This is a genomic window from Klebsiella quasivariicola (genome assembly GCF_002269255.1).
Taxonomy (GTDB): domain Bacteria; phylum Pseudomonadota; class Gammaproteobacteria; order Enterobacterales; family Enterobacteriaceae; genus Klebsiella; species Klebsiella quasivariicola.
Window position 1 is genome coordinate 3406133 of the sequence record NZ_CP022823.1, and the last position, 21484, is coordinate 3427616.

Sequence of the window (21484 nt, forward strand, 5' to 3'; positions counted from 1 at the left end):
ATTTAGCTAATTTAACTTTTACCGCACCCACCGATTTGGAAGGATGCAGTATAGTCAGTGGCGCTATTTTGATTAACAAGATACAGATAAGACTTATTACCAACATAACCGCCATAACTGTTTTTAGCGTTAAGAGTAAAAGGAACTAACCATCCGTAATAAGTTGTAAACCCTGATTTGCACCAGCCTTTGAAAGGTTCATTGAAATCATATCGTGCAGAATAAGGGTCCTTAAGGCGCGCAGACATACTATTTTTAATTATTTCCTGATAATTATCAGGTAACTTCCCATAATCGGCGCGGCTTAGCTCCGCCTTATCTGGCGCACTAACGCAGCCACCTAAAAGCATTACAGTAAAAACAACAGCTGCTTTCTTTATCATAATCCCCTCGGTATCAATATAATCATCCCAGAGAGAATATAACCAAATAAATGATATCAATGCCAACTTTTCATAGCTTCTTCCAGAGATAATGGCGCTTCGTTGATGTGCGGTGCAAAGTCACTTACCTTGAACGGCGGCGTGTTTTTTGCCTTATTGATGTTAGCCAGGACAGACGCCACCAGCGACGCCCCCCACTCGGTACGCATCATGATATTGAGCGGTCCGTACTTCTCACGGTACTTGAGCCAAACCAGAAATTCCCTGCGACTCATCCGCTCCTGAGCCTCTGCGATGGTGTGGCCGCCGATGCCGTTCATCACCAGTTCGCACCAGAATTCATCCTCGCCGGTTAGCTCGTAGTCTTTCCCAGTTCGTTTACATCATGAATTGCAGCCAGGAGGGCCATAACAATCGGACCGTCCAGCGCCCCACGATCCGGGGAAGCAGTCCCAAGTATGTCAGCCGCGGTAAACACTGGGGCGCCGTCCTGATCGCAAATATGCGCCGCAATGCGCTCAGCAATCGGGTCCGATTTCCCGTTATACGCCAGCAGTTCAGCTTTAGTGGTGTGGTAGCCCATCGGGCGCACATAGACGGTTGCGATATGCTCTTTCCCGTCACGGCCTTTCCACTTAATTTCTTTTTCCACGGGACGCCCGGTAAAAGCACCGGTTTCTTTTAACGTATCGAGAGTAAGTTGCATTTCAGCTCCTGAACTGAAAAGCCCGGATAACCGGGCATATTAATTACGCTGCGGCCTTCGGCACCCATACGGAAGAGCCAGAACGCTGGATCGTGGCGGAGGTCGTCACAACAGCGTTACCCTGAAAATCAAACGGGAAGTCAGAAACGTAACCCTGGAAAATGAACCAGGTTCGATCCGATGGCAGCACCAGACCATCAACAGCATCCTCAGCGCCAGGAGCGGCGGCTGTCGGGATACTGGTTCCATCTGACCAGCCAACCGCAAAAGTTAACGGCGTCTGATCATTCGCTTCAGCGAGGCCATGCAACATAATGTGGCTGGCGTTCGTCGGATCAGCGTTAAGCCCGACGGTTGCGGCCGCAGGCGTTTTAAGTCCCTTTTTGTAGGTTCTGGAATCCCGCTCACTCAGACAGGTATCTTCAATCTGATCGGCAGGGTTCCCGCCGGGGTTGAAACTGGTGATGCATTCAACCTCGCTGACCACGCCAGACTTGAGCACAAAAAACTGCGTGCCTTGCGTTAATACAGACATGTTTTGTCTCCATAAAAGAAAAACCCGCACAAGGCGGGTCAGTTTGGGGTTGTTGGTTATCTGGTCGTTATCCAGTCAACATCGAAGGAATAGCGGTATCGCATTGTTTCAGGATCGCGGCTTTGTTCACCCCATCGGGTGATATAGGCCTTGCCCTCAATTGCGTCGCGTAAAACACGGGCAGCAGCGATCACGTCGGTGTCAGTATCGCCATAGACATCAACCTGCAGAGAATAGCGATCCGCATCTGGCCGCTGGTTCAGAAAATTTTCAGGTGAGCCGCCTATGTTTTGCCAGACTGCATAGGGATAAACGATATTGTCGTCCTGCATCCCGAACGGATAAAGCCTCACGGGATTAGAGCCTAACAAATCCCTGACTGCCTGGCTGGCTGCGCAAACTGCAAATATTGGAGCAATCATACCGGAGTTCCTTTTTTAGCCGCCCGTCGCACAGCGCGATCAATGGACTTTTCCAGCTCCGCTGCGAAAATATTAATTACGTCGGTATCAACACCATTGATCGCCGGTCGCAAAACAGGCTTTGCTGCTGCGTGCTCTGTGCCGAACTCCAGGAATCGCCAGTACCAGGTATCCCCGCCGGGATTACCTTTATCTCCGGCAGTGTTAAAACTTTTACCCGCCCTGCCTTTTCGGACGTTGGCCTTTGTATTGGCGTATTGCCTGGCGCCGCCCATCACCCCGACACGAAACGTTGGATCGCCGGTTCTGCGAAATGCCTTGCTGCTGAAACTGACCACAATGTTTTTATAGATAGCCTCTTTGGTGAGAGGATCATCAACCCGCGCGGCATTATTGCGCGCTCTGTCCCTGATGACGTTTGCCGCTTTACGCAGCGCTGCACGACCGGATTTATCGCGAGTGACCTGTGAGACGGCATCCAGTTTCCCCAGGACGGAATCGAGGCCGGTCAGGTTTACTTCCACGCCATCAGCCATCGTTAGCCCCCTCTGAACAAGGCAGTGTCAGGTATTCCCTGCCGCTCCGTGGATCAGGTAAAACGCCCTCAATGTTGTAGATGCGGCCACGAAACAGGATCCGATGTTTGCGGGTAACACCCTCACGGTAACGAATCGTTATCCGGGTGGTAACTTCGCCCTGAGAGGCCTGGGCGGCGATAAACTCACGTGCGGATAAAGGAGCGACTTCGGCCCAAAGGGTTGCGACATCGCGCCAGGTATTAATTACGGCTCCCGTTGTCGGGTTCTGTTCTTTGACCGGTTCCTGCAGGGTGATCCTGTGACGCAATTTTCCGGCCTGCATATCACCCCCTGGGTTTCCCGCTCAGATAGGTTTGCTGCTCTGGCGCCTCATCGAGATCGCCGGCAAGCGACTGGATAATTACATCGGACAGGGCGACGTTAGACTCAGCCAGGCGGTTTATCGCTTCCGTCTGCTCTCGCTGTGCTGCTGTTTGTTCTCTCAGCGCTGCTATCAGCGCATTTACCAGTTGCTCGTTCATAGGCTATTTTCGTCCACTTTTTTAACCATTCACGCCGTTTAGCACATCCTGAGCAGCCCATTAACTCCACCTCCGGTGCCTAATCAGAAGAGCTTCAACACCCAGCGGAACTTCCGAAAGGTTCTGCGCTACCGCTTCGCGGTTCGCATACCAGTGTCCAATCAGCAAAAGCATTGCCGCCCAGATGCCGGAAGTAAAAATAACCTCACGGGGCTGAGTTTCCCCTTCCACTGGCGGCGTTAATGTTTCGACCAGCGCACCGTCGCAGAACCGCTCAACATAATCGATGGAGGCCGAGGCATAGGCAGAAATAAGCGTATCTTCGTCGTCACCATCAACCTTCAGATGCGCCTTTATCTGCGCCAGCTGTTCCTCGCTTATTTCCACCTTTACCCCCTGGTTTGGCTTTTGCAGGCTCTGCAGAACCAGAGTCCGTTGCCTTTTCCGGCTCAACCGCCTCGGCCAGATGCAGTTTCACCAGTACTTCGCCGATTTCTTTATGCACCTCGCGGATTTCCCCCTGAGATACCGTACCCAGGTGATAATGCGAGAACATACGGAGAGCTTTAATTTTCATCGCGTTTACGCGGCCATTGCTGGCCGCGCCCTTTTGTTATGCACCAGTGCTGACAGCAATATCACCCGTCACAATCGCTGCCGGGCGATAGTGGGCCAGCGCCAGGCGCTCTTCGCAAAGGATGGTCAGCATGTTTTTAACGAAGTTATCGCGGTCCTGGTTGCTGATCTCGATGGTGGCATCCATGCGATCCCAAACCTGCGACGCCAGGCCAAACGCGCCAACGGTGAATTTGCCTGCCGTCTGCGCTGTGGTCGACACCACCGGAAGCCCCCAAAGCACTTTCGAGGCAAACGCCTGCGGGCCACCGAGAATGTAATTGCCGTTAGCGTCCTTCAGCAGGGCAATACGGTGCCAGTCCGCCGGGTTCAGAATAATGCCGTCTGCTTCGAACTCACTCAGCGATACCTGATAGATGGCGTGTGCCAGAACATCAGCGCCAGTATCTCCGGTTGCGTTGAGTGTGGTTTCGTAGTCGTTCGCTACTACATTGAGCCCCTGCAGGTTATCGCCGGTACCGTCCCCGTTCAGCATCTGGTTCTCTTCCACCAGCGCCAGTCCGTACATCATGCGGGAATTGATGTAAGACTCGAGCGCCGGGGCATCATCCATGATCTGGCGCGATGCCTGGATCCAGTGGGCGATAGTTTTCACGTTCGCCATTTCTTTGGTGAAAGTGATGTTGCTTTCCGGCTTGAGGGTACCTTCTGCCACTGGTGCTGCAGCGTTGGTAAACACGTTTTCGCGCACGTATTCCAGCGCGTTACTGGTGATGCGCCCCTGCGCCAACAGGTCGCGGACGGTCAGGCGGCGCAGGCCCGGCGTGAGGATGCCCGGTACCTGCTGCGGCTGCACCAGTGCGCCGGCAGAGGCCGCGCCTGAGCCGAGTGCTTTATCAAAGCTGGTTACTTTCGTTTTGGCGCGGTCGCCGTTCCAGTTTTTGATGAGGTCTTCAGAGACGCGCTCAGAGAAAGACTTCTTCGCAGTCTGATCCGGCGCGTTGCCGGCAAGCTTTTGCTCGAGGTCGAAGAGACGCTGGCCGGACAACTTCAGTTCGTCCTGGGCTTTGGTCAGGTCTTCCTGAAGCTGCTTGTTAATCTTCCCGTTCTCCTGAATGGCCTTGCGCTGCTCTTCGATCAGGTTTTTTACTTCAGTCTGGGAATTTTCAATCGCTTTCTGAAGGGTTGCTAATTCACTCATGGATAGCTCCGTTAATTGGTCCGCAGGGTAGCGGCAAAGGAAGTAATGCGCTGCGTCAGCGCGTCAATGTCGCCGCCGTCGAACTCGCTTCGACCTGCGGACTTCACGCGGGCGATGAACGCCTGCGCTTCAGCGCGGGTCAGGCCGACTGAATCCCTCAGCCAGCCTTCCGCGTCACGAATGGTTTTGATGCCGTCGATACTTTTCATGGCGGTCACGCCCGCCAGCTCGTTAGCCGGAAAAGTGCAGACACTGATTTCCCGCAGATAGGAGATGTTTTTGAAGATGAGGCCGGTAGTACCGACGGTGTAATCGTCCGGCCCGACCGAGAAGCCCACCGACATACCTTCGACGGTACCGTGCTGCATGGCGGCTTTCAGATCTTCAGAGATGCTCAGGCCGGGCGTGAGCTGGCCGCGTACAAATAACCCCTTTTCGTCTTCGTGCATCGCATCCCATTTACCAACCGGGATAGCACGCGTCTGGTGATTGAAGAACATCGCCACCTTGCGGCTCTGGCTGGCGAGCACGGTACTGAATGCACCGGGCAGGATGATGTCGCCGTCGGAGTCGGTGTTGTTGAACACCGAGGCATACCCCTCAAAGGTCCCCTTGCTGCCGTCGCCGGTGAACTTGATTTCGGTCTGGTCGAACGCCAGCGTTTTATGAATGTCAGGCATCTTGGCCCCCATAAAAGTCAGGCCCCGTCATTGCGGGGCCCGTTGTTTGTTCCGAGGTCGGTAATGGGTATGTTCTGCGACTGGCGCGTCGCCACATCTCCGCCTGGCAATGGCGGGAGGTTGTCCAGCCTTCGAACTTCGTTAACCGTGCGGATACCGGTATTAACCATGATCTGCATAAACGAGGCACGGCTTGCCGAGTCGCCGCGCAGCAGGCCGTCGAGGTTGTGCTCGGCGTGAATAAAGCCCTGCTCCGACTCTTTAACAATCCAGCGCTCAATGCTGTACTCCCAGCGGTCGAGGTAGGGTTTAAGGGTGTATTGCAGGAAGCCCAGGTTCTGCTGCTCGATGCCGCTGCCCCAGGATGTGGTTTTCTCAACATCCCCGACCAGATGCGGCGGCACGCCGTAAAAGCGCGCCAGCTCCGCCACCTCAAATTTTCGCGCTTCAAGCATCTGCGCATCCTGCGGGCTGATACCGATAGCCTGGGTGGTAAAGCCACTTTCGAGGATCCAGAGACGTTTCTTTACCGGGCCGCCGGCAATTTCCCGGAAGTTCTCCTCAAGCTGGCCGCGCTGCTCTTTAGTGAGCACCTTGCCATCTGTCATCAGGATTTGCGGAGACTTGGCACCATTGGCGAAGAAATCCCGCTGCTGGTCTTCCATGGCAATAGCAACACCCGCCGCTTTCGCACTGAACGCCAGCGGCGAAAGCCCAGTCAGACCGTTAAAGCCAAAGCCCTTGAGGTGGAAAATCTCTTTCTGGCTGAACTCGGCGTACTCAGTGTCGCGCCGGTAGCGGTAGACAATGCGTTTTCTGTCCTCCAGACGCACTTCCATATTGGCGCTCATCAGCGGGATCAGGCTGATTACATCGCCCGCCCGGTTGCGCTCAATCAGCGCATAGGCGTTGCCGTACGCGCAGAGTTGCATGGTCATGGCCTCGCGGAACTCCAGCGCGGTCATAAAGTTATTGGGCCGGAAGCGCAGCAGTTGCGCCAGCGGGTGTTTCGGGTCCGCCTTGCTGCGCTGCCCGTCCTTCGTTTCGTAGATATCCAGCGGGAGGCTGGCGGTTACGGTGGAAATCAGCCGGATACAGGCCCAGACGGTACTGATCTGTAGCGTGCGCTCGTCCGTTACAACGGAATCCCCGACGGTGCCGCTCGCTGACGTGCCCGCCATCTGCGAGCCGTTATCGGGCGTCACCAGGAGCCCGCCTGTAAAAATTGCAGCCATGCGCGCCCAGAATGGCGATCGTGTCCGCAAGTCAATGCTGTAGTCGGTATCTGCCATGCTAGATGCTCAAAAAGTTGTAAATGAAATCGTTAACGTCGCCCTGGTCCTCTACCTCATCGCTGGTCTGCGCGCCGATGGACATCGCCAGCGCAACCATGCCATCAATGCGCCCGCTGGATTTGCCTTTCACAAACTTGCGGTTGCCGGCGGGGTCAGTAATGACCGTGGCGTTTTTGGCGCACATTTCGAGGATGGGATGGTTGCCGTGCTTCAGTTGCGCGCCGAGCAGTTTAGTTTCCAGCTCCCTGAGCGCTGGCGACATGGAGACAAAGCCCTGGCCGAATTCCACGAACCGCTCGAGCTCTGCCTCAGTGAAACCAGCGTCGATGAGATGCGGGCGAAGGAAGCGCATGTTGTAGCGGTCGAACGCCAGCGCCCTGACATTGCAGATGTCAAAAACGCGCCGCAGCTCCCGGGCAATAAAGGCATACTCAATGGCTTTTCCGGGCGTTGTGTTCAGCCAGCCTTGCTTCGCCCATATGTCATAAGGCACACGATCGTTACGCGCCTTATCTGCCAGCCCTTCCTCTGGTAGCCAGAACTTACAGTGCACATCGCCCTGCGTGGTGTTCAGCACCAGTGCGGTCAGGTCTGACACGCTGGAAAGATCGAGACCGCCCCAGACGGTAGCCCCCGCCAGTTCGCCGGGTTCCTCTTTGTTCATATGCCAGACACTCTGGCTAACGAAGGGGCTTTTCGCTTCAACCCTGCGGTTTAACACAAGGTTCTCAAACTCTGCCTGGCGAGACGGCAGGCGTTTCGCACTGGCGGCCATATCCAGCACTTCTTTCTGGTTCATGAACACATCGAAGGCCGGGTTTGCCAGCCTGATGGCCTCAACAGAGAAAGGATCGATATCTTCCGGCGCGGTCTGAAGCCGGACCACCGTCCGGGGATCGGCTCCGGTCAGTCCATCATCAATCAGCAGGCTAAGCAGGTCGCTCGCATCAGGCGCCTGGGTGCTGATGATTATCGAAATAGGGTTATCCTGTGCAGCGGTGGCGGTTTCCAGCGCTTCATAAAGCGGGTCTCGCGGCCCACGCACCTGGCCCAGTTCGTCGTGTGCGACAAATCGCGGCGAGAAACCGTAGGCCGTGGTAGCTTCGGCACTCAGTGCGCGGTAATAAGAACCCAGCTCAGGGCAGTGGATTTCTTTAGCTGAATCCTTGATCACAACGTACTGCATTAGTACCGGGTTCATCCGGCACATCTTCGAGGCAAGGTTAAACAGAATGGCCGCCTGGTCGCGTGAGCGTGCCGCAGAATACAGCTGCGAGTTCGGTGCAGCCTCGGGCCCTACCAGGTAGAGCAGCATCAGCATGGCGGTTTCCACCGTTTTGGCGTTTTTTCGCCCGCGACTGATGATTGCGCGGCGTGTACCATGCTTGTTGTCGAAAATGGCTCTGAAGTCATCCTTCATGAACTCAGCCATTTTCAGCGGCTGGCCGACAAACTTACCTTCGGGAATATAAATATTTCTTTCGCACCAGAGGATATTCCTCTCGGCTCTTGTCAGAGTTTTTTTAGCCATCGAAGAGCCTTATTCAATTTCCCAGGGTTTTTTCTCCCGCGGCAGATTTTTGTTGGCGCGTCCTACTGTTTTAGGATCAGCAGTCGCCTGCCGGGTGATACGCAGTCGCGTTGCCAGTGAAGACGCAGAACGCACTTCACGCTCGCGCATCGTGAGCAATTTATCGTAGCGCTTCAGCCCATCATCCCGAGCCAACCACTCCAGCTCAAACTCCTCGATCTGAGTGGTTAACAGTCTCGCCTGCACCACATGCCGACAGTACATTTCCATCATGTCGCGATGTGTTTCAGTAAATGAGCTGGCCGGGTTATCGTTAACCAGTCTGATCCAGACGTTTATCTCTGGATCGCTAAGGTGTAACGAGGGCTGCAGCCTGCTTTCAGCCAGAGCCGGAAGCGACACAGCCGTCGTCGCGGCAAGAGATTTTCTGCCTCGCTGTGCCATCGCTTTTTTCCTTTTTTTCTGGACGTTTTTGAAAAGAAAACTGGGGGCGCGGTCTTTTTACGATTGCCGCCAGAGTTTTGCCCCTCCCCCCTTCCCTCAGGACAATCAAATGAGAACTCATATCATTTCTCAATGATGTGCAGATTTTCACGGGACAGGCTGGCGGGCACCAGTCGTTCGCCGATACCGATCGGAAAGGTCAGGCTGACAGTTGGCAGCGTCTCGCCCACCGTGTGGCTGAAGGAGATTCCTGTGAGATTGTGGAAGCTAACACCGTCGATGCTCAGCTCTGTCAGCTTGCCGTCGCGGTATTCAATCTTTAAATCTTTCATCCATTGCTCCTGTTACCAGATAACACGGCCATCATTGTCGAACTCAGTGACAGTTCCTCCCTTCTCCATGCGTTGCTTCACTGAGTCGTGGCAGCGCTTGCATATCGACTGAAGATTGTCCGGGTCGTGGAAGAGGTTTTCATCGCCCTTGTGAGGTTTGATGTGATCAACAACGGTTGCGGATATCACCTGATTTCGCCTGAGGTGAAACTCGCAGAGTGGCTGCTTCTGGAGCTGGTGATATCGCAGCCGGTACCAACGTTTGGTGTTATAGAGATGATGCCAAGGTGAATTGGAAGCCATATTCATTCCAATAAAAAAGCTACCCGAAGGTAGCTACTCAATGGTAAAAAAACAATGCTGCTATCCAGTTAAATTTTCAGCTTACTTCTTATGTGCTCTTTCATGATGAGAACCTGTTCCTCCAATTCTATTGAGGACTGATTAATGTTTTTTGTACTCCCCTCAACATCGGTCTGCAGACCTCTCTTAAAACGTTCGAAAACATCATTGCATTTCTTCATCTCACCTCGGATTTTTCCCAAACGTGGTGTTAACTCATAAAAATAAATATGCAACAAAGACTCAAGCCGATCATACACACCCGGCCCGAGAGATATACTTTCAATATATTCATTAAAGCCAGACCATTCCCTCTGACTTTTGATATATCTAATTTGTGCCATCTGGATCAAAAACAACATTTTTTCCCATCGACAAAGGAGGGTATAGAGCTCTTCTCCTTTATCTCTTATGACTTTGAGTGAATCCTTTTTTGATTCATATTCAATCTGCCTTTGCCACCTTACATCTGCAAAATGATTGGCTAGCAAAGCACCACCAAATGCGCCAACAAGGCCTACAAATGGGGTTAGTAGTTCACGCCAAGGTATTTGAATAGCCATTGTGGCCGCTGTACTGGACATAGTATCTCCTTCTCAATCAGGAGAATTTAGCATTATCACAGGCACTTAGTGAATGCCTGCTGTAATGCCTTAACTCGCCAGCCCTGTGCTGGTATCAAACAGCGCCAGCGCCTCAGTCGCTTCCTGGATGGCCTTACGGGTCTTCGAGACAATCTCACTTTCAGTGAAGACGCGATCGAAAGAGTCAGCGAATAGCTCAGCTTTCAGATTGCTATCACCAACCCAGTCAATGGCCAGCTTGGCCGCTGCGGTGTCGTAGTTAACTTTCTTGATGATATCCAGGCGGATTTGCTCGGATGCGGTGATCTCTGACATGTCTTACCTCTGTGCGATGTGGGGAGCATTATCGAAGCCACTAACTTAGTGACTTCTGTAATATCCTCAAGTGGGGATAGTTGGTGATTTATCCCTTAGTGGGGTTAGCGCATGGGAAAGTTGATGAGAAACATAAGCCCGATAAATGCACACAACAGCCCAACAGCTGCGCCTACAACGATGAGCGCCCAAACAATAATGGTTCCTATGGTTGCAATCATTTCGTAGCCTTTTCGGTTGTACCTGGTTTGCTTTTACTAGCTCGTAGGTGGATATTGTTGGGAGGGAAAGCATGGAGATAACCAAATGAAACAGATACTTTTTACATGGTTTGCTTTTACAAATACCTATGCCTGCATCACCGCCAGCATTAATGTGAACAACTCGCTAATGCTTAATTCAGCTGTGCCGTGGATTGCTGGGGTTTCTCTTGGAGTAATCACCAATTACTTATTGGCTAAAAAACTGAAGGATAGCGGGTTTCTGTAGCCCGCGCTTAAGGCGTTGATGTACTCACTATTTCAGACACTGCGTGCGGATGTATTCCTGCTACTGACTCACAGCCCGATAGTAGGCCTGCCAGCGGTATTTATCTAACCGCAATTGGCGCAGACACTGAGCGGTTTCGATATCAGCCTGCAGGTCTTCGTCGCTGTCTTTCCCTGCGTCACTTGCTTTGCAAGGCGCCGTCATCAAATCCGGGGATGGCATTGGCAGCGTCGATGGCACGTTGGCGCAGCTGCACAGCATCATCGTCAAACCGGCAAACAGTACGATTCGGAGACTGGACATATTTCACCACGTCGCGGGTTATGGTTCGGTAGATGACCTTGCCCTCTTCTGTAGCGGCAGCGGCCTTTTGCTCAACAGGCTGGATAGCCTTTTCGGCTTTCTCTTTTTTCTTCACCGCCAGGGCATTGAAATGGTCAGCGTGAGAATTCCAGCCAGAACGCCATGAGAAAACACAGCAAAGCAGCAGGATAACCACTGCGCTGATAATGGCGGTTAACCGGTTCATGGTTGTACTTCGGCTACAACGCCGCCAGCGACTTTGAATTTTGCGATCAGGTTGTCTGCCTTATGCTCAAACTGGCCATAGCCTGCCCCGGGCAATGACGCCCAGATATTGCTGCAACGATCGATAGCTTGCCGAATCTGCCCGTTATCGATGAGCGGAAGCGCGCCACGTTCTTTGATTTGCTGCAGTGCCACCTGGTCCTGTGAGGCTGGAGAGAAGTCTTTCAGTCCAAGCTGTTTCCGGTACGCATCCCACCATTTTGAAAGCAACTGGTAACGCCCAGCCGCGGTAGATTTGATGCCCAACTTGGGGAGGTTGACCAGTTTTCGTGGGTGGTCGCTGTAGTCAGAGAAAAGCGATCCGCCGACAATGACATCATAACCCCTGTTTTTGGTGTTCTGCCCTGGCTTGTCAGTACCCTCTGACCAGGCGAGCATATCCAGAAATGCCCTGCGCTGCTTATTGAGTTCCAGCATCATCAACCCCTGCTTTTCTGGCGGCGAACTTCTTAATCAGGTTGCCGATCGAGTCTGTACCGATGTAGCCAATGAAGACACTGGCGATATACGCGAGATTGCTGCTCAGGCCAATGAAGTCGAGAAGGTCACGGACGAACCAGGCGATCATCGCGCACATGACCGCATCGATCAGCGTCTTCGCCATAGCGCCACCGTTATAGCGACCCCGCAAATACGCCATGATGAAAGCCAGTATTGCGCCGATACCCTGCTCCTTAGCTGCCAGCAGAGCGGCGATGAAATCTTGTTTGTAGGGCATTCGCATAAGCCTCACCTCCGTTAATGACGGATGGCGCTGTGTGAAGTGGGGAATGGCCACCAGATGAATTTACGACAAAGCACAAAGTGAGTGACGTTCTGGCGACCAAAACAGAAAGAGCCGCCTGTTGGCAGCCCTGTGATTCGGATTTAGTTCTTTAAAAGCAGTGATATTATCGCGCTACCTGAGCTGAACCATCAGGTGTCCAACTTTTGCATGTCACCTTAATGCGCCCGCTGATTTAACCATCTCTAAGCGGGCTTTTTTCGCCCAAAGAAAAGGCCCACCGAGTGGGCCTTCCGGCTATCATCATTTTTATATTGGCTGTGGTGCCGGGTGCCTCCCGGTGAGTCTTTGGTTAAACACCTTAACTCGCATTAACCATGCTAATCAGAAAAGGGTGGAAGCTTATCTCCGGTAGCTGAGGTTACGCCCCTCCGCATAGGGGGATTCACCACGCGCATACATTAGCTATGCAACATTCACTTAGTCAACACGCTGCGATACCAGTGCGCTAACTTCTTCCTTAAGATTCAATAATCAGTCGGATTATGCATAATCAATGCATGAAATATAATTTCAATAACAACAATAAAAAATCATCTAAAATTATAAATTTACCAAAACTATTGATTAGGATTTTTCTTACCCTCACCATAGAATCCTCCCCACAAAAAAACAAAAATGTCCACATACATTTCAAGGGATTAAACCTGCATGGCAAATTTACTCATTTTAGCACTGGCGGTAGTTCTTTTTATAGTCGCTGTACTTTCTTTCGTTTCTTACACCAAGGACAGGAAAAAGCTTAAAAATACTTTTAAGAAGCGGTATTGATCATGCGCTGATCTTTATCTTAAAGAGGCTGAGCCCGTCAGCCTCTTTTTATTCTGATTGGCCAGCACACCGCCAGCGCCCCGACGATAACCACCAGCAGAACCAGATCCATCAGCATGCCAGCCACCCGCCAGGCTACGAACAGTAGAACGACAAACAGCGCCCAGAAACACAGCCTGCGCAGCATGATTACTTACCGTTGGTGCCGAGTACCCGGCTCAGGTTTTTCAGCAGGACAGTCGAGGCCGTTTCCAGCATGTCATCACCGGCATCGGTATTGGCGACCACCAGCGTCTTAGTGCAGGGAACCTTCACCTTCGAATCACTCAGCCAGCCGGATTCGGTAACCGCCTTTTTCATCTCGTACACCGGCTTCCCGTTCGGCAATTTATCGTCAACGTGCCAGCCGTTCATATCGATCATCGTCAGGCCGCTGCCTTCCTGGTTAACCGCCTCCAGAAACTTATTCGACCGGTCCGGCGCAGATACCCAAAGGAAGGCGTCATACTCGCCAGTGGTGACTTTCGCCAGCGAGCGCACACCGCCTTTGGCATAGGTCTCTACTTTGGCGTAATCCTTTTCCAGCCCCTGCAGATATTGCCAGGATGCATACGATCCGCTGGAGGGCTCACCGACCGCGATTTTCACACCTGCCTTTAAATCACCTTCATCGCTGACCTTGCCGCCCTTCTTCACCGCGACAAAAACGCATTCATCAGCCAGCTCGCCGATGATGTCCACCTTCTGCGCTTCGTTGCTGTGGCGGCTGCGCCAGAACTGGAAAGCATCAGCCTGAGTGAAACCGATCTGGGCGGTACCGCTGGCGACCTTGTCGAGATTGTCCAGAGAGCCTTTACTGGGGATCACCGTCGAGCTGTAACCATACTCGCTGAGTGTGCTGGCGAGATTAACGCCGTACACCTGTAAGTATCCCGGCAAAACGAACCATTCACTTTTAGAGATCTTCCGACATACTGATAATGTCCCCTGAGGAGATCGCTATGCGTAAGATCCGATTCACTGAACACCAGATCATCGCCGTTCTGAAGTCCGTCGAAGCCGGACGTACCGTCAAGGATGTGTGCCGTGAGGCCGCTATTTCGGAAGCCAGCTATTACAACTGGAAGGCGAAATATGGCGGGATGGAAGCGGCCGATATTAAAAAAATCAAAGATCTTGAGGATGAGAATCGACGTTTAAAACAGATGTTTGCTGATCTCAGCCTTGAGTGCCGGGCACTTAAAGACGTCATCGAAAAAAAGCTTTAAAACCAGCGATAAAGCGTGAACTCGTCAGCTATCTGACGGTGCAATTTGCCATGAGTTTACGCCAGGCCTGCAGGACGTTATCGCTGAGCAGGACGGTGTATTTTTATCAGCCCGATACCCGGCATGATGAACCAGTGATCCACGCGCTGACTGAGCTGGCAGAACGCTATCCGCGCTACGGTTTTAAGAAACTGTTCCAGCTGCTGCGCAGGCAGGGTAATACCTGGAACCATAAACGTGTTCACCGGATTTACTGCCTGCTGAAACTGAATTTTCGCCGCAAGGGAAAACAGCGGCTGCCTGTGCGTAATCCCGCACCACTGGCGACACCGCAAGCGTTAAACCAGAGCTGGTCCATCGATTTTATGCACGACGCGCTGGTCTGCGGCAGACGCTTCCGAACCTTTAATGTGGTGGATGATTTTAACCGTGAAGCACTGGCGATAGAAATCGACCTGAATATCCCGGCTCAGCGAGTCATCCGGGTGCTGGACAGGATCGTGGCAAACCGCGGCTACCCGCTGAAAATGCGGATGGACAACGGGCCAGAGCTGGTCTCGCTGGCGCTGGCACAATGGGCCGAAGAACATGGCGTACAGCTCGAATTTATCAAGCCGGGTAAGCCGACACAAAATGCTTTTATCGAACGGTTCAACCGAACATACCGGACAGAAATCCTGGATTTTTACCTGTTCAGAACACTGAATGAAGCACGGGAAATTACCGAGCGCTGGCTGATGGAATATAACAACGAGCGGCCTCATGAATCCCTGAATAACCTGACACCGGAAGAGTACCGGCTGATGGCTGAAAAACCGGAACTCTCAAAAAGTGCATGGAACTGAAGCAGGGGTGCTTACACACCGCGTTATAGGTCAGGCCCTGTTGACCCGTAGTGATAACGACATCCGCAGCCGAAGCGGCGTTACTCAGGCACAGCGAAGCGACCGCAATAGCGGCCATGATGACTTTTTTCATGTGACTATCCTTTTGAGGTGAGCCTTCGCCCGGAGTGGTCGCCCTGCAGAACAGTCACACGACCATTCCAAAGGCTCACCCCGAAAAGCTCTGCAGGTTTTATGCGCCGGGCGTGGCGCGGATAAAAAAAGGCCACGCTAAAGCGCAGCCCTTAAATGTCTTATGGTTTGTAGCAATGCCTTAATCAGGCGAAAAAAAGCCCGCTCAGAGGGGCGGGCAGAAGGTAGGCAATACTGATTCTTCAACGGTTCGAGGCGCACCTAATAGTCCGAGCTACCAATTTACCAGGAGAGCGCTCGTTTTCCGTTACTACCTTTTAAACATAGCTGGAGAAGCCGAAACGGCAACCCCACTACCAAATAGCTTAGTAGCATTGCGTGGTGCCGGGTGCCTCCCGGTGAGCATGCCCCAGTCGGCATGGCCCGCGCTGCATTTACAGGTTCTGTAACTGACTGGACGCCCCTCCGCATAGGGGGATTCACCACACCAGAAATTTAACATTCAGTCTTTCTGGTTTCAATGCTCTGCTTGTCTGAGGTATCGGCTCACCATAACCGCCCAGCCTGATGTTATCAGCGTGTAGCGGCTTGTTTTTCTCTTTGATAAAATTGATTCGCAAATGATTAAAACATCAACTGGTGAAAATATGAGTAAGTACTCAGACCTTTTACAGGTAATCAAGTCCCGGGTTTGTCAAAATAACAACTTCCCCCAAACATTACTGGCAGACTCACACAGTTACAGATCCAGGCAGGTTTGGTATCGAATAGGACAAATATTCACTCTTGAATGTATTCTCGATGAGTACAGGAAACATTTTTCATCGGATTATTATTATCTTGATAACGATAAGGCTCTTCATCACCTTATCTTCGAAATGACCAAGTGGAAACCTGAAGAGATTAGAAGACTCTCGCTAAACGACTGTCTCTTTATCATTGCCAGTCAACTAAAGCCCAGTTATATGTCAGAAGATGCTGCCGCTGTCCTGGCGTCACTCAATCTGCCGACTGGCCACTATCCTGTTGAGGATTTTCCACAAGAGGACTGGCATCCCAGGGAAAACTCAGCATTCCTTCAAAGCTACCAGTAGCGACTCGCCCAATCTCCGCAGAGATCTGACTCAGTCGCTCCTCAAGAGCGGCTTTTTCTGCTATCAGACGGTTGAAGTGGGCAAGATAGATTTTCTGTTGCCCAAGCCAGTCTTCAAGCTGTTGAGTGGTCATGCCCGGGTTAAAAAAATATGGTTGCTGCATAGCTTCCCCCAGATAAGTTACGCATTGTGATAGGGATTCGCTTCAGACGCTGGCCCCTCTGCCGTTCTGGTGTGATGCGCCGCGCGATAAATGCGCCCATTTCCGTGAGATAAATGGCATCGCTGCGGCGTTTCAATATTCGCAAAAGAATTACATTCCTACTGCGTTATCCTTCCTCTGACCATCCACCGGAAAGTATCGGTAAAGCGTCGATAACCCTACACCATAGATAATGGCCAACTGCTGGCGGGTGTGCCCCTTCGCCAATAGCCGCCCAATCTGCTCTCGTTCATGCAGTTTTAATGCGTTGGGCCTTCCACCTACGCGTCCTTGTGCTCTGGCTGCTGCCAGCCCGGCCACTGTTCGTTCGACGATTAGCTCGCGTTCCATCTCCGCCAGTGCCGACATCACGTGGAAAAAGAAGCGCCCCATGGAAGTGCTGGTATCAATACTGTCTGTTAAAGAGCGGAAGTGGGCACCGCGTTCATGTAACTCTGATATCAGTGCGATCAGGTTCTTAACGCTGCGCCCCAGCCTGTCCAGTTTCCACACGACCAGGGTGTCTCCGCTATTAACGCACTTTAAAGCGCGTTTCAGACCGGGACGGCTGGCAACTTTTCCACTCATACGGTCTTCAAAAATGCGGTCACAGTTTGCACTTATGAGTGCATTACGCTGTAAATCGCTGTTCTGGTCGATTGTTGATACGCGGATATAACCAATGACGGCCATCAATTCTCCTCCTCTATGTCGCGGTGGGAGGATTTTTACAGATTTCACTATGTGTAACTGCTTTTCCAAAAACCTTGGTTTGGGAGAAGCGGCGAAAAGGGATGTGGGCACAGGAGATAATCAGATACCGGATATGGGAGCATTCGCTTCTGGTTCGGGATGGTTCAGGCTACCAGGTGGATATATTGTTCAGTTTGGCACTTTTGCAGGAAACACGACCCGCTTTATCAGTGGACACTTCCCTATACCATTCCCTAATCAGCCGATGGTTTCAGTCAGTGTTATGTCTGATGCCGTTCAGTCAGACCCGTCGATTCCTGCCCCGCAGGTTTTGTCTGTAAATTTTGAACATATCAGTAATTCAGCGTGGCGTGTGGCAACCAGTGATATCTCACAGCAATACAGATTCAGTTATATTTCGATAGGACGGTAGAAATGCAGAAATATATTTTCAGTGCCGATAAAAATGCGTTTTTCCCTGTGGAGCTTAAAATCGCTTATCAGGAATCCGGCGAATGGCCCGATGATGGAATCGAAATTGACGACACTGTTGCTGCCGAATTTATGAAGGAAGCACCAGAAGGAAAATACAGAGGTGTCATCGACGGAATGCCTGCATGGATTGATATTCCACCGCCAACTCATGAGGAACAAATTGCCGCAGCCGAACTGAAAAAGCAGCAATTGATTAATCAGGTCAACGAATACATAAACAGTAAGCAATGGCCTGGTAAAGCGGCGATTGGTCGCCTGAAAGGTGAGGAACTGGTGCAATATAATTTGTGGCTGGATTATCTGGACGCACTGGAGCTGGTCGATACTTCCGGTGCGCCAGATATTGAATGGCCTACGCCTCCTGCGGAGTAATTTCTGGCGGAGGGGCAAATGCCTCTCCGTCATATGTCCAGTCGATACCAGCCGATATGTCGTCAATATTCACAGTAATATAATCATCGAAAATGTCTCCAGTGCCATCCCATACAACAACATTTTCAACGACGCCATTTTTAACTAGCGCATAATTACTCATTATGCCAGCTCCTCAATGATTACGATTCCCGGGCGTCCCGCTGCGCCTGATTTAGCTGGTTGGGATGAGCCATTCGAACAGCCGGATGCTCCAGAACCATAGCCCCCACCGGGATTTGCCGGGTCATTAATTGCAGGAATCGATCCGCCTACCCCAAATATACTATTTGAACCACGCGAGCCAGCGGCATAGCTATATGTAACAGCTACGGCTGGTTCTGCCCCTGCTCCAGATGAGCCGACAATATTCCACCCAGTCGGGCCATCGCTGTTAGTATTGGCCACGGGCTGAAATGGTGGGTTTGCCGGGCCGGCGGGTAATCCAACTTTCCCGCCGGGCGATGAAATAAACGAACCAACTGAGCTAGCTCCGCCGTCAGCGCCGTATATTGAATCCGCCGTTCCTCCTGCACCGCCTGAACCGATGACGACTGACGCCGTTGTTATTGACGATACGTCATAAATGCCCTCAGCATATGCCCCTGCGCCGCCCCCGTTACTCACGGAAACCTCGTTACTACCCGTTGCCGGTGCAGCTGAACTGCCGCCCCCCCCACCGAGACATTTAATTCGCCATTTTTTTGCGCCTGGCGTTTTTGTCACTGTCCCGCTGGCAGTGAATACCTGTATTTTTAGCAGCCTACCAACGTATCCGCTCGCATCTCCCAAACCAAGGTTTTTGACAAAGAGCGCCGGGTCAGGAATATCTGCGCCGTTCTGGTCTTTGGCCAGCTTCTCCGCCAGTTTGTTAAGCACCGTGGTCGCAAAATTCGGATCGTTACCGAGGGCATCCGCCAGCTCTTTAAGCGTATCCAGCGTCTCAGGGGCGCTGCCTGCAAGCGCTGCAAGTGCTTTGGCCACAAACTCAGTCGTCGCCAGCTTCTTGCTGTTATCGCTATTTGCAGGCGTGGGCGCTGTTGGCGTGCCGGTGAATGTCGGGCTGGCTTTCGGTGCGTACTGGGTATGCGGGTCTGCTGCCGCGATGTGTTTCGCAAGATCAGAACCGCCTTTTTCAACCTGTTGCTTCAGGTACAGCGTGCGGCTGGCCAGTTGTTTACCCTGACGGTTAGAAATTCCGTCAGGCCCACCCAGAACGGGGTCAGAGACCTCAATCTGGTAGATGCCTTCTTCCCACTGCGGGGTTTCAGGTAGGTTTGCCATAATTAACTGCTCCCGTGGTTATAGCTACCGTCATAGTTGACGGTGTTGTTGTAGCGAATGGCGACAGACTGATACTCAAGGCTCGCCAGATGGCAGCGGGCCGGAGCAAAGGCAGCGAGCGTCTGGCGTAAAAGTGCTGCCTGATCGTTAGTAATGGGCTGCTGAAGGATGACGCGATAGACCGCCCAGGCTTCTGCATCGCCATGGACGAAAAGCCCGTTGTACGTGTGTTTGCCGTCGTAGCCAATCTGGCCAGTGCCTTCAATCAGATCCACTTCGCCGAAGCCGAAACGGCGGATAATTTCCCGGATTGACCACGGCGTCCCTTTATAGCGGTGCAGCTCGATAGCAGATTTGATAAGCATGCGGCGTACATCGTCCGATTCCGCCAGCTCCCAGCCATCGCCAAACAGCGAGAACTGCTCGCCCAGCCATGGCAGCGCGGAACTGTCGACGATATCGACGAGATAGACCATCAGTACGCTCAGGTCGATGTTATCCAGCCGCCCGGCCAGTTTTCCCAGCGTTCTGAGGCTGATATCACCCTCAAGCGGCGGCGGGAGTTGTAGCGGCTCAGCCATCGGACACCCCGGTCATGTTAAGAGTGATCGCCGTGCAGTTTGCCCATTCGTTTTCTGCCACCACCTTCAGCACCGGTGTCACCAGTTCGACCTGGTAGACCCCGGCAACGGACAGCACGCTGATAATCTGGCTGGGGACAATATCGCGCCCCAGCGTGGCGGTACGGGACGCTACCCAGTTCTGTATGGCGCTGTTGGCGTTGTCCTTTATAGAGTTAGCATCCTGGTCACGATAGATAGTGATGTTGGCTTCAATGGCGTAATCCACCTGCACAGGTGTTTTAGCCCGCACGGTATCAGTGAGCGGCCTGACTTTTTCGTCCGAGCATAAACTCTCTACAAGCGTAAGGATGCTGTCGTCCGGCAAGCCGGTGCTGAGCAGCGGATACAGTTCTACAGTGCCGGGAACCGGGGAAAGCACGGCAACATCGACAATATTGGGATGGGCCTGCATGGCATGAAAGCGGTATGCCATACGGCTTCCGGCGTTGGTGAATGATTCCGGGGCCAGTTTGATACGCTCGCGGAGCCTGTCATTGTCTTCCTGCTCAGAACCGCCAGAACTGGCCGCCATATTGGTCACCTGCAGGTCGACGTTATCAATCTCATCGAGCAACTGACGGACCTGCGCAGGCTGCCAGCCGTTGCCTGCGGCTCCCGGCTCGGTACAGGTGGCCGTGGCATTGACAAGCAGCAATCCGGCTTTCAGCACTACGTCCGTATCGGTTGCAAAAATAATGCTGTCGGAAGCGCTGACGCGGGTACCTGCCGGAATCAGCACATCAATGGCCAGTTCCTCATCCACGGAGAACTGGAGCGTGGTGGTGGCAGGCTGCGCGGCCAGTCGGTATACACCAACCAGTTCACCGAGGTAATCAATCATCGGCTCACGGGCAAAGGCGACCAGATTCTGTTTGGCCGCTTCCTGCGCCGCCACCCTGACCAGCATTTCGCGGTATGCCCACAGGTCAATCAACAGGCGCTCAGCCTGAGCGGGGTATAGCGTCTTGCCAGTTGCGGCTTCGTACTGTGCAATCATTTCAGCCGTGATTTTGTCAGCATCACGTTCAATAAAATCGGGTTCTGTCAGCGCCATAGCAACTCCTGAGTCCGGGGTTGTCCGTCAGAGCCTTTCCAGCTCACCCGGAGCGTAAGATGTTCGCCGTCGACGGCGGGTTTAACCGACATAAGCTGGCAGCGAGGCTCCCAGCGGCGAATGGCATCGACGGATTCGCGCACCACATGCGGAATAGCCCGGTCAATAGGCCAGTCGATATAAAGGTGCAGATTGCTGCCGAACTCCGGGCGATGCGGGTCGCTGCCGCGAGGAGTACGCAGGATGATTTGAATGGCCTGCCAGATATCATCCAGCCCCCGGACGATTTCGCCAGGGGCCTGCAGAGCCGGTTGCCAGAATACTGAGGTTGTTTTCATGGGGGCA

General features: G+C 52.6%; 37 protein-coding genes. 6 read left to right on the forward strand and 31 right to left on the reverse strand.

Annotated elements, in window-relative coordinates:
- Positions 1-11: 11 nt before the first annotated feature.
- From B8P98_RS17000 to B8P98_RS17085, 19 genes are all read right to left on the reverse strand, one after another.
- The gene (locus B8P98_RS17000; RefSeq protein ID WP_223347304.1) at positions 12-383 is read right to left on the reverse strand and encodes a hypothetical protein; all 372 of its coding nucleotides are present in this window, start codon (positions 381-383) and stop codon (positions 12-14) included.
- Positions 384-439: 56 nt separating this feature from the next.
- Positions 440-703: a phage tail assembly protein T gene (locus B8P98_RS17005; protein WP_095033247.1), complete on the reverse strand. Its 264-nt coding sequence runs from the start codon at positions 701-703 to the stop codon at positions 440-442.
- 32 nt (positions 704-735) lie between these two features.
- Complete coding sequence (locus tag B8P98_RS17010) at positions 736-1089, reverse strand: phage tail assembly chaperone family protein, TAC (protein ID WP_023284981.1); 354 nt, start codon at positions 1087-1089, stop codon at positions 736-738.
- A gap of 43 nt (positions 1090-1132) precedes the next feature.
- The gene (locus tag B8P98_RS17015) at positions 1133-1624 is read right to left on the reverse strand and encodes a phage tail tube protein (RefSeq protein ID WP_017880225.1); all 492 of its coding nucleotides are present in this window, start codon (positions 1622-1624) and stop codon (positions 1133-1135) included.
- Between the two features lie 56 nt (positions 1625-1680).
- Complete coding sequence (gene gp17 / locus B8P98_RS17020; protein WP_095033248.1) at positions 1681-2046, reverse strand: tail completion protein gp17; 366 nt, start codon at positions 2044-2046, stop codon at positions 1681-1683.
- Positions 2043-2582 carry an HK97-gp10 family putative phage morphogenesis protein gene (locus B8P98_RS17025; RefSeq protein WP_095033249.1) on the reverse strand — a complete coding sequence of 180 codons (540 nt, stop codon included), beginning with the start codon at positions 2580-2582 and terminating at the stop codon, positions 2043-2045. Before B8P98_RS17025 ends, gp17 begins: the two co-directional genes overlap by 4 nt.
- Positions 2575-2907, reverse strand: coding sequence for a phage head closure protein (locus tag B8P98_RS17030; RefSeq protein ID WP_004184710.1), 333 nt, complete (start codon positions 2905-2907; stop codon positions 2575-2577). The genes B8P98_RS17025 and B8P98_RS17030 overlap by 8 nt, the downstream gene beginning before the upstream one ends.
- Position 2908: 1 nt before the next feature.
- Positions 2909-3106, reverse strand: coding sequence for a hypothetical protein (locus B8P98_RS17035; protein WP_004216816.1), 198 nt, complete (start codon positions 3104-3106; stop codon positions 2909-2911).
- Positions 3107-3166: 60 nt separating this feature from the next.
- Positions 3167-3493, reverse strand: a complete 327-nt coding sequence (locus tag B8P98_RS17040) for a head-tail connector protein (RefSeq protein WP_004184712.1) — start codon at positions 3491-3493, stop codon at positions 3167-3169.
- Complete coding sequence (locus tag B8P98_RS30515) at positions 3441-3683, reverse strand: hypothetical protein (RefSeq protein ID WP_044067369.1); 243 nt, start codon at positions 3681-3683, stop codon at positions 3441-3443. The genes B8P98_RS17040 and B8P98_RS30515 overlap by 53 nt, the downstream gene beginning before the upstream one ends.
- Before the next feature lie 36 nt (positions 3684-3719).
- A complete protein-coding gene (locus B8P98_RS17045) occupies positions 3720-4883 on the reverse strand; it encodes a phage major capsid protein (protein ID WP_095033250.1) in 1164 nt (387 codons plus the stop codon).
- Between the two features lie 11 nt (positions 4884-4894).
- Positions 4895-5563: an HK97 family phage prohead protease gene (locus tag B8P98_RS17050; RefSeq protein ID WP_049109186.1), complete on the reverse strand. Its 669-nt coding sequence runs from the start codon at positions 5561-5563 to the stop codon at positions 4895-4897.
- Between the two features lie 17 nt (positions 5564-5580).
- Positions 5581-6855: a phage portal protein gene (locus B8P98_RS17055; protein ID WP_095033251.1), complete on the reverse strand. Its 1275-nt coding sequence runs from the start codon at positions 6853-6855 to the stop codon at positions 5581-5583.
- A 1-nt stretch (position 6856) separates the two neighbouring features.
- On the reverse strand, positions 6857-8389 hold the full coding sequence (locus B8P98_RS17060) for a terminase large subunit (RefSeq protein WP_095033252.1): 1533 nt from the start codon (positions 8387-8389) through the stop codon (positions 6857-6859).
- A 9-nt stretch (positions 8390-8398) separates the two neighbouring features.
- Complete coding sequence (locus tag B8P98_RS17065) at positions 8399-8833, reverse strand: hypothetical protein (RefSeq protein WP_004143905.1); 435 nt, start codon at positions 8831-8833, stop codon at positions 8399-8401.
- 122 nt (positions 8834-8955) lie between these two features.
- Positions 8956-9165 (reverse strand): serine acetyltransferase, encoded by a 210-nt coding sequence (locus tag B8P98_RS17070; protein WP_095033253.1) that lies wholly within the window; start codon positions 9163-9165, stop codon positions 8956-8958.
- Positions 9166-9177: 12 nt separating this feature from the next.
- Complete coding sequence (locus B8P98_RS17075; protein WP_313899256.1) at positions 9178-9474, reverse strand: HNH endonuclease; 297 nt, start codon at positions 9472-9474, stop codon at positions 9178-9180.
- 62 nt (positions 9475-9536) lie between these two features.
- Positions 9537-10091, reverse strand: coding sequence for a hypothetical protein (locus B8P98_RS17080; protein ID WP_064153921.1), 555 nt, complete (start codon positions 10089-10091; stop codon positions 9537-9539).
- 69 nt (positions 10092-10160) lie between these two features.
- A complete protein-coding gene (locus tag B8P98_RS17085) occupies positions 10161-10406 on the reverse strand; it encodes a DUF2560 family protein (RefSeq protein WP_064153920.1) in 246 nt (81 codons plus the stop codon).
- A gap of 306 nt (positions 10407-10712) precedes the next feature.
- Here B8P98_RS17085 and B8P98_RS17090 point away from each other — a divergent pair, with 306 nt between their 5' ends.
- On the forward strand, positions 10713-10895 hold the full coding sequence (locus B8P98_RS17090) for a hypothetical protein (protein WP_095033255.1): 183 nt from the start codon (positions 10713-10715) through the stop codon (positions 10893-10895).
- A gap of 178 nt (positions 10896-11073) precedes the next feature.
- Here the strand turns inward: B8P98_RS17090 and B8P98_RS17095 are convergent, their stop codons facing one another.
- Genes B8P98_RS17095 through B8P98_RS17105 form a run of 3 tightly spaced genes read right to left on the reverse strand, consistent with a single transcriptional unit; the run spans position 11074 to position 12207 of the window.
- Positions 11074-11424 (reverse strand): hypothetical protein, encoded by a 351-nt coding sequence (locus B8P98_RS17095; RefSeq protein ID WP_095033256.1) that lies wholly within the window; start codon positions 11422-11424, stop codon positions 11074-11076.
- Entirely contained in the window at positions 11421-11900 is a 480-nt protein-coding gene (locus tag B8P98_RS17100; RefSeq protein ID WP_048334543.1) for a glycoside hydrolase family 24 protein, read from the reverse strand. The genes B8P98_RS17095 and B8P98_RS17100 overlap by 4 nt, the downstream gene beginning before the upstream one ends.
- Positions 11884-12207, reverse strand: a complete 324-nt coding sequence (locus B8P98_RS17105) for a phage holin, lambda family (protein ID WP_032456970.1) — start codon at positions 12205-12207, stop codon at positions 11884-11886. The genes B8P98_RS17100 and B8P98_RS17105 overlap by 17 nt, the downstream gene beginning before the upstream one ends.
- 711 nt (positions 12208-12918) lie before the next feature.
- On the opposite strand from B8P98_RS17105, the gene B8P98_RS32040 reads away from it, so the two are divergent.
- Positions 12919-13038 (forward strand): small membrane protein, encoded by a 120-nt coding sequence (locus B8P98_RS32040; RefSeq protein ID WP_048334541.1) that lies wholly within the window; start codon positions 12919-12921, stop codon positions 13036-13038.
- 37 nt (positions 13039-13075) lie between these two features.
- On the opposite strand, the gene B8P98_RS31045 is transcribed toward B8P98_RS32040, so the two are convergent.
- Positions 13076-13225: a hypothetical protein gene (locus B8P98_RS31045; protein ID WP_032692691.1), complete on the reverse strand. Its 150-nt coding sequence runs from the start codon at positions 13223-13225 to the stop codon at positions 13076-13078.
- Positions 13226-13227: 2 nt separating this feature from the next.
- Positions 13228-13959, reverse strand: a complete 732-nt coding sequence (locus B8P98_RS17110) for a TAXI family TRAP transporter solute-binding subunit (RefSeq protein WP_095033257.1) — start codon at positions 13957-13959, stop codon at positions 13228-13230.
- An 80-nt stretch (positions 13960-14039) separates the two neighbouring features.
- On the opposite strand from B8P98_RS17110, the gene B8P98_RS17115 reads away from it, so the two are divergent.
- Positions 14040-15151 (forward strand): IS3 family transposase gene (locus B8P98_RS17115; protein ID WP_087812879.1). Its coding sequence is split into 2 segments (ribosomal slippage): positions 14040-14301 and positions 14301-15151, totalling 1113 coding nucleotides; the frame shifts between segments, so codons are not numbered across the junction.
- A 779-nt stretch (positions 15152-15930) separates the two neighbouring features.
- Positions 15931-16377, forward strand: a complete 447-nt coding sequence (locus B8P98_RS17125) for an ECs1072 family phage-associated protein (RefSeq protein WP_095033258.1) — start codon at positions 15931-15933, stop codon at positions 16375-16377.
- Here B8P98_RS17125 and B8P98_RS17130 read toward each other — a convergent pair.
- Positions 16283-16540 carry a hypothetical protein gene (locus B8P98_RS17130; RefSeq protein WP_095033259.1) on the reverse strand — a complete coding sequence of 86 codons (258 nt, stop codon included), beginning with the start codon at positions 16538-16540 and terminating at the stop codon, positions 16283-16285. The genes B8P98_RS17125 and B8P98_RS17130 overlap by 95 nt on opposite strands.
- A 150-nt stretch (positions 16541-16690) precedes the next feature.
- Complete coding sequence (locus B8P98_RS17140) at positions 16691-17272, reverse strand: recombinase family protein (protein ID WP_006686032.1); 582 nt, start codon at positions 17270-17272, stop codon at positions 16691-16693.
- Between B8P98_RS17140 and B8P98_RS17145 the strand changes: the two genes are divergently transcribed.
- The gene (locus B8P98_RS17145; protein ID WP_032195634.1) at positions 17262-17705 is read left to right on the forward strand and encodes a gp53-like domain-containing protein; all 444 of its coding nucleotides are present in this window, start codon (positions 17262-17264) and stop codon (positions 17703-17705) included. The genes B8P98_RS17140 and B8P98_RS17145 overlap by 11 nt on opposite strands.
- A 2-nt stretch (positions 17706-17707) precedes the next feature.
- On the forward strand, positions 17708-18139 hold the full coding sequence (locus tag B8P98_RS17150; RefSeq protein WP_032195635.1) for a tail fiber assembly protein: 432 nt from the start codon (positions 17708-17710) through the stop codon (positions 18137-18139).
- Here the strand turns inward: B8P98_RS17150 and B8P98_RS17155 are convergent.
- From B8P98_RS17155 to B8P98_RS17175, 5 genes are read right to left on the reverse strand one after another with little or no spacing between them, the layout of a single operon-like run.
- Entirely contained in the window at positions 18120-18302 is a 183-nt protein-coding gene (locus B8P98_RS17155) for a hypothetical protein (RefSeq protein ID WP_050485498.1), read from the reverse strand. The genes B8P98_RS17150 and B8P98_RS17155 overlap by 20 nt on opposite strands.
- A complete protein-coding gene (locus B8P98_RS31920) occupies positions 18302-19462 on the reverse strand; it encodes a glycine-rich domain-containing protein (RefSeq protein WP_323807387.1) in 1161 nt (386 codons plus the stop codon). Before B8P98_RS31920 ends, B8P98_RS17155 begins: the two co-directional genes overlap by 1 nt.
- 2 nt (positions 19463-19464) lie before the next feature.
- Positions 19465-20043: a phage tail protein I gene (locus tag B8P98_RS17165; protein ID WP_006687313.1), complete on the reverse strand. Its 579-nt coding sequence runs from the start codon at positions 20041-20043 to the stop codon at positions 19465-19467.
- Entirely contained in the window at positions 20036-21139 is a 1104-nt protein-coding gene (locus B8P98_RS17170; RefSeq protein WP_032195637.1) for a baseplate assembly protein, read from the reverse strand. The genes B8P98_RS17165 and B8P98_RS17170 overlap by 8 nt, the downstream gene beginning before the upstream one ends.
- The gene (locus B8P98_RS17175; RefSeq protein WP_000859115.1) at positions 21130-21477 is read right to left on the reverse strand and encodes a GPW/gp25 family protein; all 348 of its coding nucleotides are present in this window, start codon (positions 21475-21477) and stop codon (positions 21130-21132) included. The genes B8P98_RS17170 and B8P98_RS17175 overlap by 10 nt, the downstream gene beginning before the upstream one ends.
- Between the last annotated feature and the right edge of the window lie 7 nt (positions 21478-21484).

Bases quoted from the DNA above. Each gene is read 5' to 3' on its own strand.
- B8P98_RS17025 (WP_095033249.1), bottom strand. From the start codon at position 2,582: ATGGCTGATGGCGTGGAAGTAAACCTGACCGGCCTCGATTCCGTCCTG.
- B8P98_RS17130 (WP_095033259.1), bottom strand. From the start codon at position 16,540: ATGCAGCAACCATATTTTTTTAACCCGGGCATGACCACTCAACAGCTT.
- B8P98_RS17145 (WP_032195634.1), top strand. From the start codon at position 17,262: ATGACGGCCATCAATTCTCCTCCTCTATGTCGCGGTGGGAGGATTTTT.
- B8P98_RS17085 (WP_064153920.1), bottom strand. From the start codon at position 10,406: ATGTCAGAGATCACCGCATCCGAGCAAATCCGCCTGGATATCATCAAG.
- B8P98_RS31920 (WP_323807387.1), bottom strand. From the start codon at position 19,462: ATGGCAAACCTACCTGAAACCCCGCAGTGGGAAGAAGGCATCTACCAG.
- B8P98_RS17095 (WP_095033256.1), bottom strand. From the start codon at position 11,424: ATGAACCGGTTAACCGCCATTATCAGCGCAGTGGTTATCCTGCTGCTT.
- B8P98_RS17125 (WP_095033258.1), top strand. From the start codon at position 15,931: ATGAGTAAGTACTCAGACCTTTTACAGGTAATCAAGTCCCGGGTTTGT.
- B8P98_RS17060 (WP_095033252.1), bottom strand. From the start codon at position 8,389: ATGGCTAAAAAAACTCTGACAAGAGCCGAGAGGAATATCCTCTGGTGC.
- B8P98_RS17175 (WP_000859115.1), bottom strand. From the start codon at position 21,477: ATGAAAACAACCTCAGTATTCTGGCAACCGGCTCTGCAGGCCCCTGGC.
- B8P98_RS17165 (WP_006687313.1), bottom strand. From the start codon at position 20,043: ATGGCTGAGCCGCTACAACTCCCGCCGCCGCTTGAGGGTGATATCAGC.
- B8P98_RS32040 (WP_048334541.1), top strand. From the start codon at position 12,919: ATGGCAAATTTACTCATTTTAGCACTGGCGGTAGTTCTTTTTATAGTC.
- B8P98_RS17140 (WP_006686032.1), bottom strand. From the start codon at position 17,272: ATGGCCGTCATTGGTTATATCCGCGTATCAACAATCGACCAGAACAGC.
- B8P98_RS17105 (WP_032456970.1), bottom strand. From the start codon at position 12,207: ATGCGAATGCCCTACAAACAAGATTTCATCGCCGCTCTGCTGGCAGCT.
- B8P98_RS17015 (WP_017880225.1), bottom strand. From the start codon at position 1,624: ATGTCTGTATTAACGCAAGGCACGCAGTTTTTTGTGCTCAAGTCTGGC.
- B8P98_RS17075 (WP_313899256.1), bottom strand. From the start codon at position 9,474: ATGAATATGGCTTCCAATTCACCTTGGCATCATCTCTATAACACCAAA.
- B8P98_RS17100 (WP_048334543.1), bottom strand. From the start codon at position 11,900: ATGCTGGAACTCAATAAGCAGCGCAGGGCATTTCTGGATATGCTCGCC.
- B8P98_RS31045 (WP_032692691.1), bottom strand. From the start codon at position 13,225: ATGCTGCGCAGGCTGTGTTTCTGGGCGCTGTTTGTCGTTCTACTGTTC.
- B8P98_RS17005 (WP_095033247.1), bottom strand. From the start codon at position 703: ATGAACGGCATCGGCGGCCACACCATCGCAGAGGCTCAGGAGCGGATG.
- B8P98_RS17050 (WP_049109186.1), bottom strand. From the start codon at position 5,563: ATGCCTGACATTCATAAAACGCTGGCGTTCGACCAGACCGAAATCAAG.
- B8P98_RS17000 (WP_223347304.1), bottom strand. From the start codon at position 383: ATGATAAAGAAAGCAGCTGTTGTTTTTACTGTAATGCTTTTAGGTGGC.
- B8P98_RS17030 (WP_004184710.1), bottom strand. From the start codon at position 2,907: ATGCAGGCCGGAAAATTGCGTCACAGGATCACCCTGCAGGAACCGGTC.
- gp17 (WP_095033248.1), bottom strand. From the start codon at position 2,046: ATGATTGCTCCAATATTTGCAGTTTGCGCAGCCAGCCAGGCAGTCAGG.
- B8P98_RS17065 (WP_004143905.1), bottom strand. From the start codon at position 8,833: ATGGCACAGCGAGGCAGAAAATCTCTTGCCGCGACGACGGCTGTGTCG.
- B8P98_RS17080 (WP_064153921.1), bottom strand. From the start codon at position 10,091: ATGTCCAGTACAGCGGCCACAATGGCTATTCAAATACCTTGGCGTGAA.
- B8P98_RS17035 (WP_004216816.1), bottom strand. From the start codon at position 3,106: ATGAACGAGCAACTGGTAAATGCGCTGATAGCAGCGCTGAGAGAACAA.
- B8P98_RS17070 (WP_095033253.1), bottom strand. From the start codon at position 9,165: ATGAAAGATTTAAAGATTGAATACCGCGACGGCAAGCTGACAGAGCTG.
- B8P98_RS17155 (WP_050485498.1), bottom strand. From the start codon at position 18,302: ATGAGTAATTATGCGCTAGTTAAAAATGGCGTCGTTGAAAATGTTGTT.
- B8P98_RS30515 (WP_044067369.1), bottom strand. From the start codon at position 3,683: ATGAAAATTAAAGCTCTCCGTATGTTCTCGCATTATCACCTGGGTACG.
- B8P98_RS17170 (WP_032195637.1), bottom strand. From the start codon at position 21,139: ATGGCGCTGACAGAACCCGATTTTATTGAACGTGATGCTGACAAAATC.
- B8P98_RS17010 (WP_023284981.1), bottom strand. From the start codon at position 1,089: ATGCAACTTACTCTCGATACGTTAAAAGAAACCGGTGCTTTTACCGGG.
- B8P98_RS17045 (WP_095033250.1), bottom strand. From the start codon at position 4,883: ATGAGTGAATTAGCAACCCTTCAGAAAGCGATTGAAAATTCCCAGACT.
- B8P98_RS17090 (WP_095033255.1), top strand. From the start codon at position 10,713: ATGAAACAGATACTTTTTACATGGTTTGCTTTTACAAATACCTATGCC.
- B8P98_RS17055 (WP_095033251.1), bottom strand. From the start codon at position 6,855: ATGGCAGATACCGACTACAGCATTGACTTGCGGACACGATCGCCATTC.
- B8P98_RS17150 (WP_032195635.1), top strand. From the start codon at position 17,708: ATGCAGAAATATATTTTCAGTGCCGATAAAAATGCGTTTTTCCCTGTG.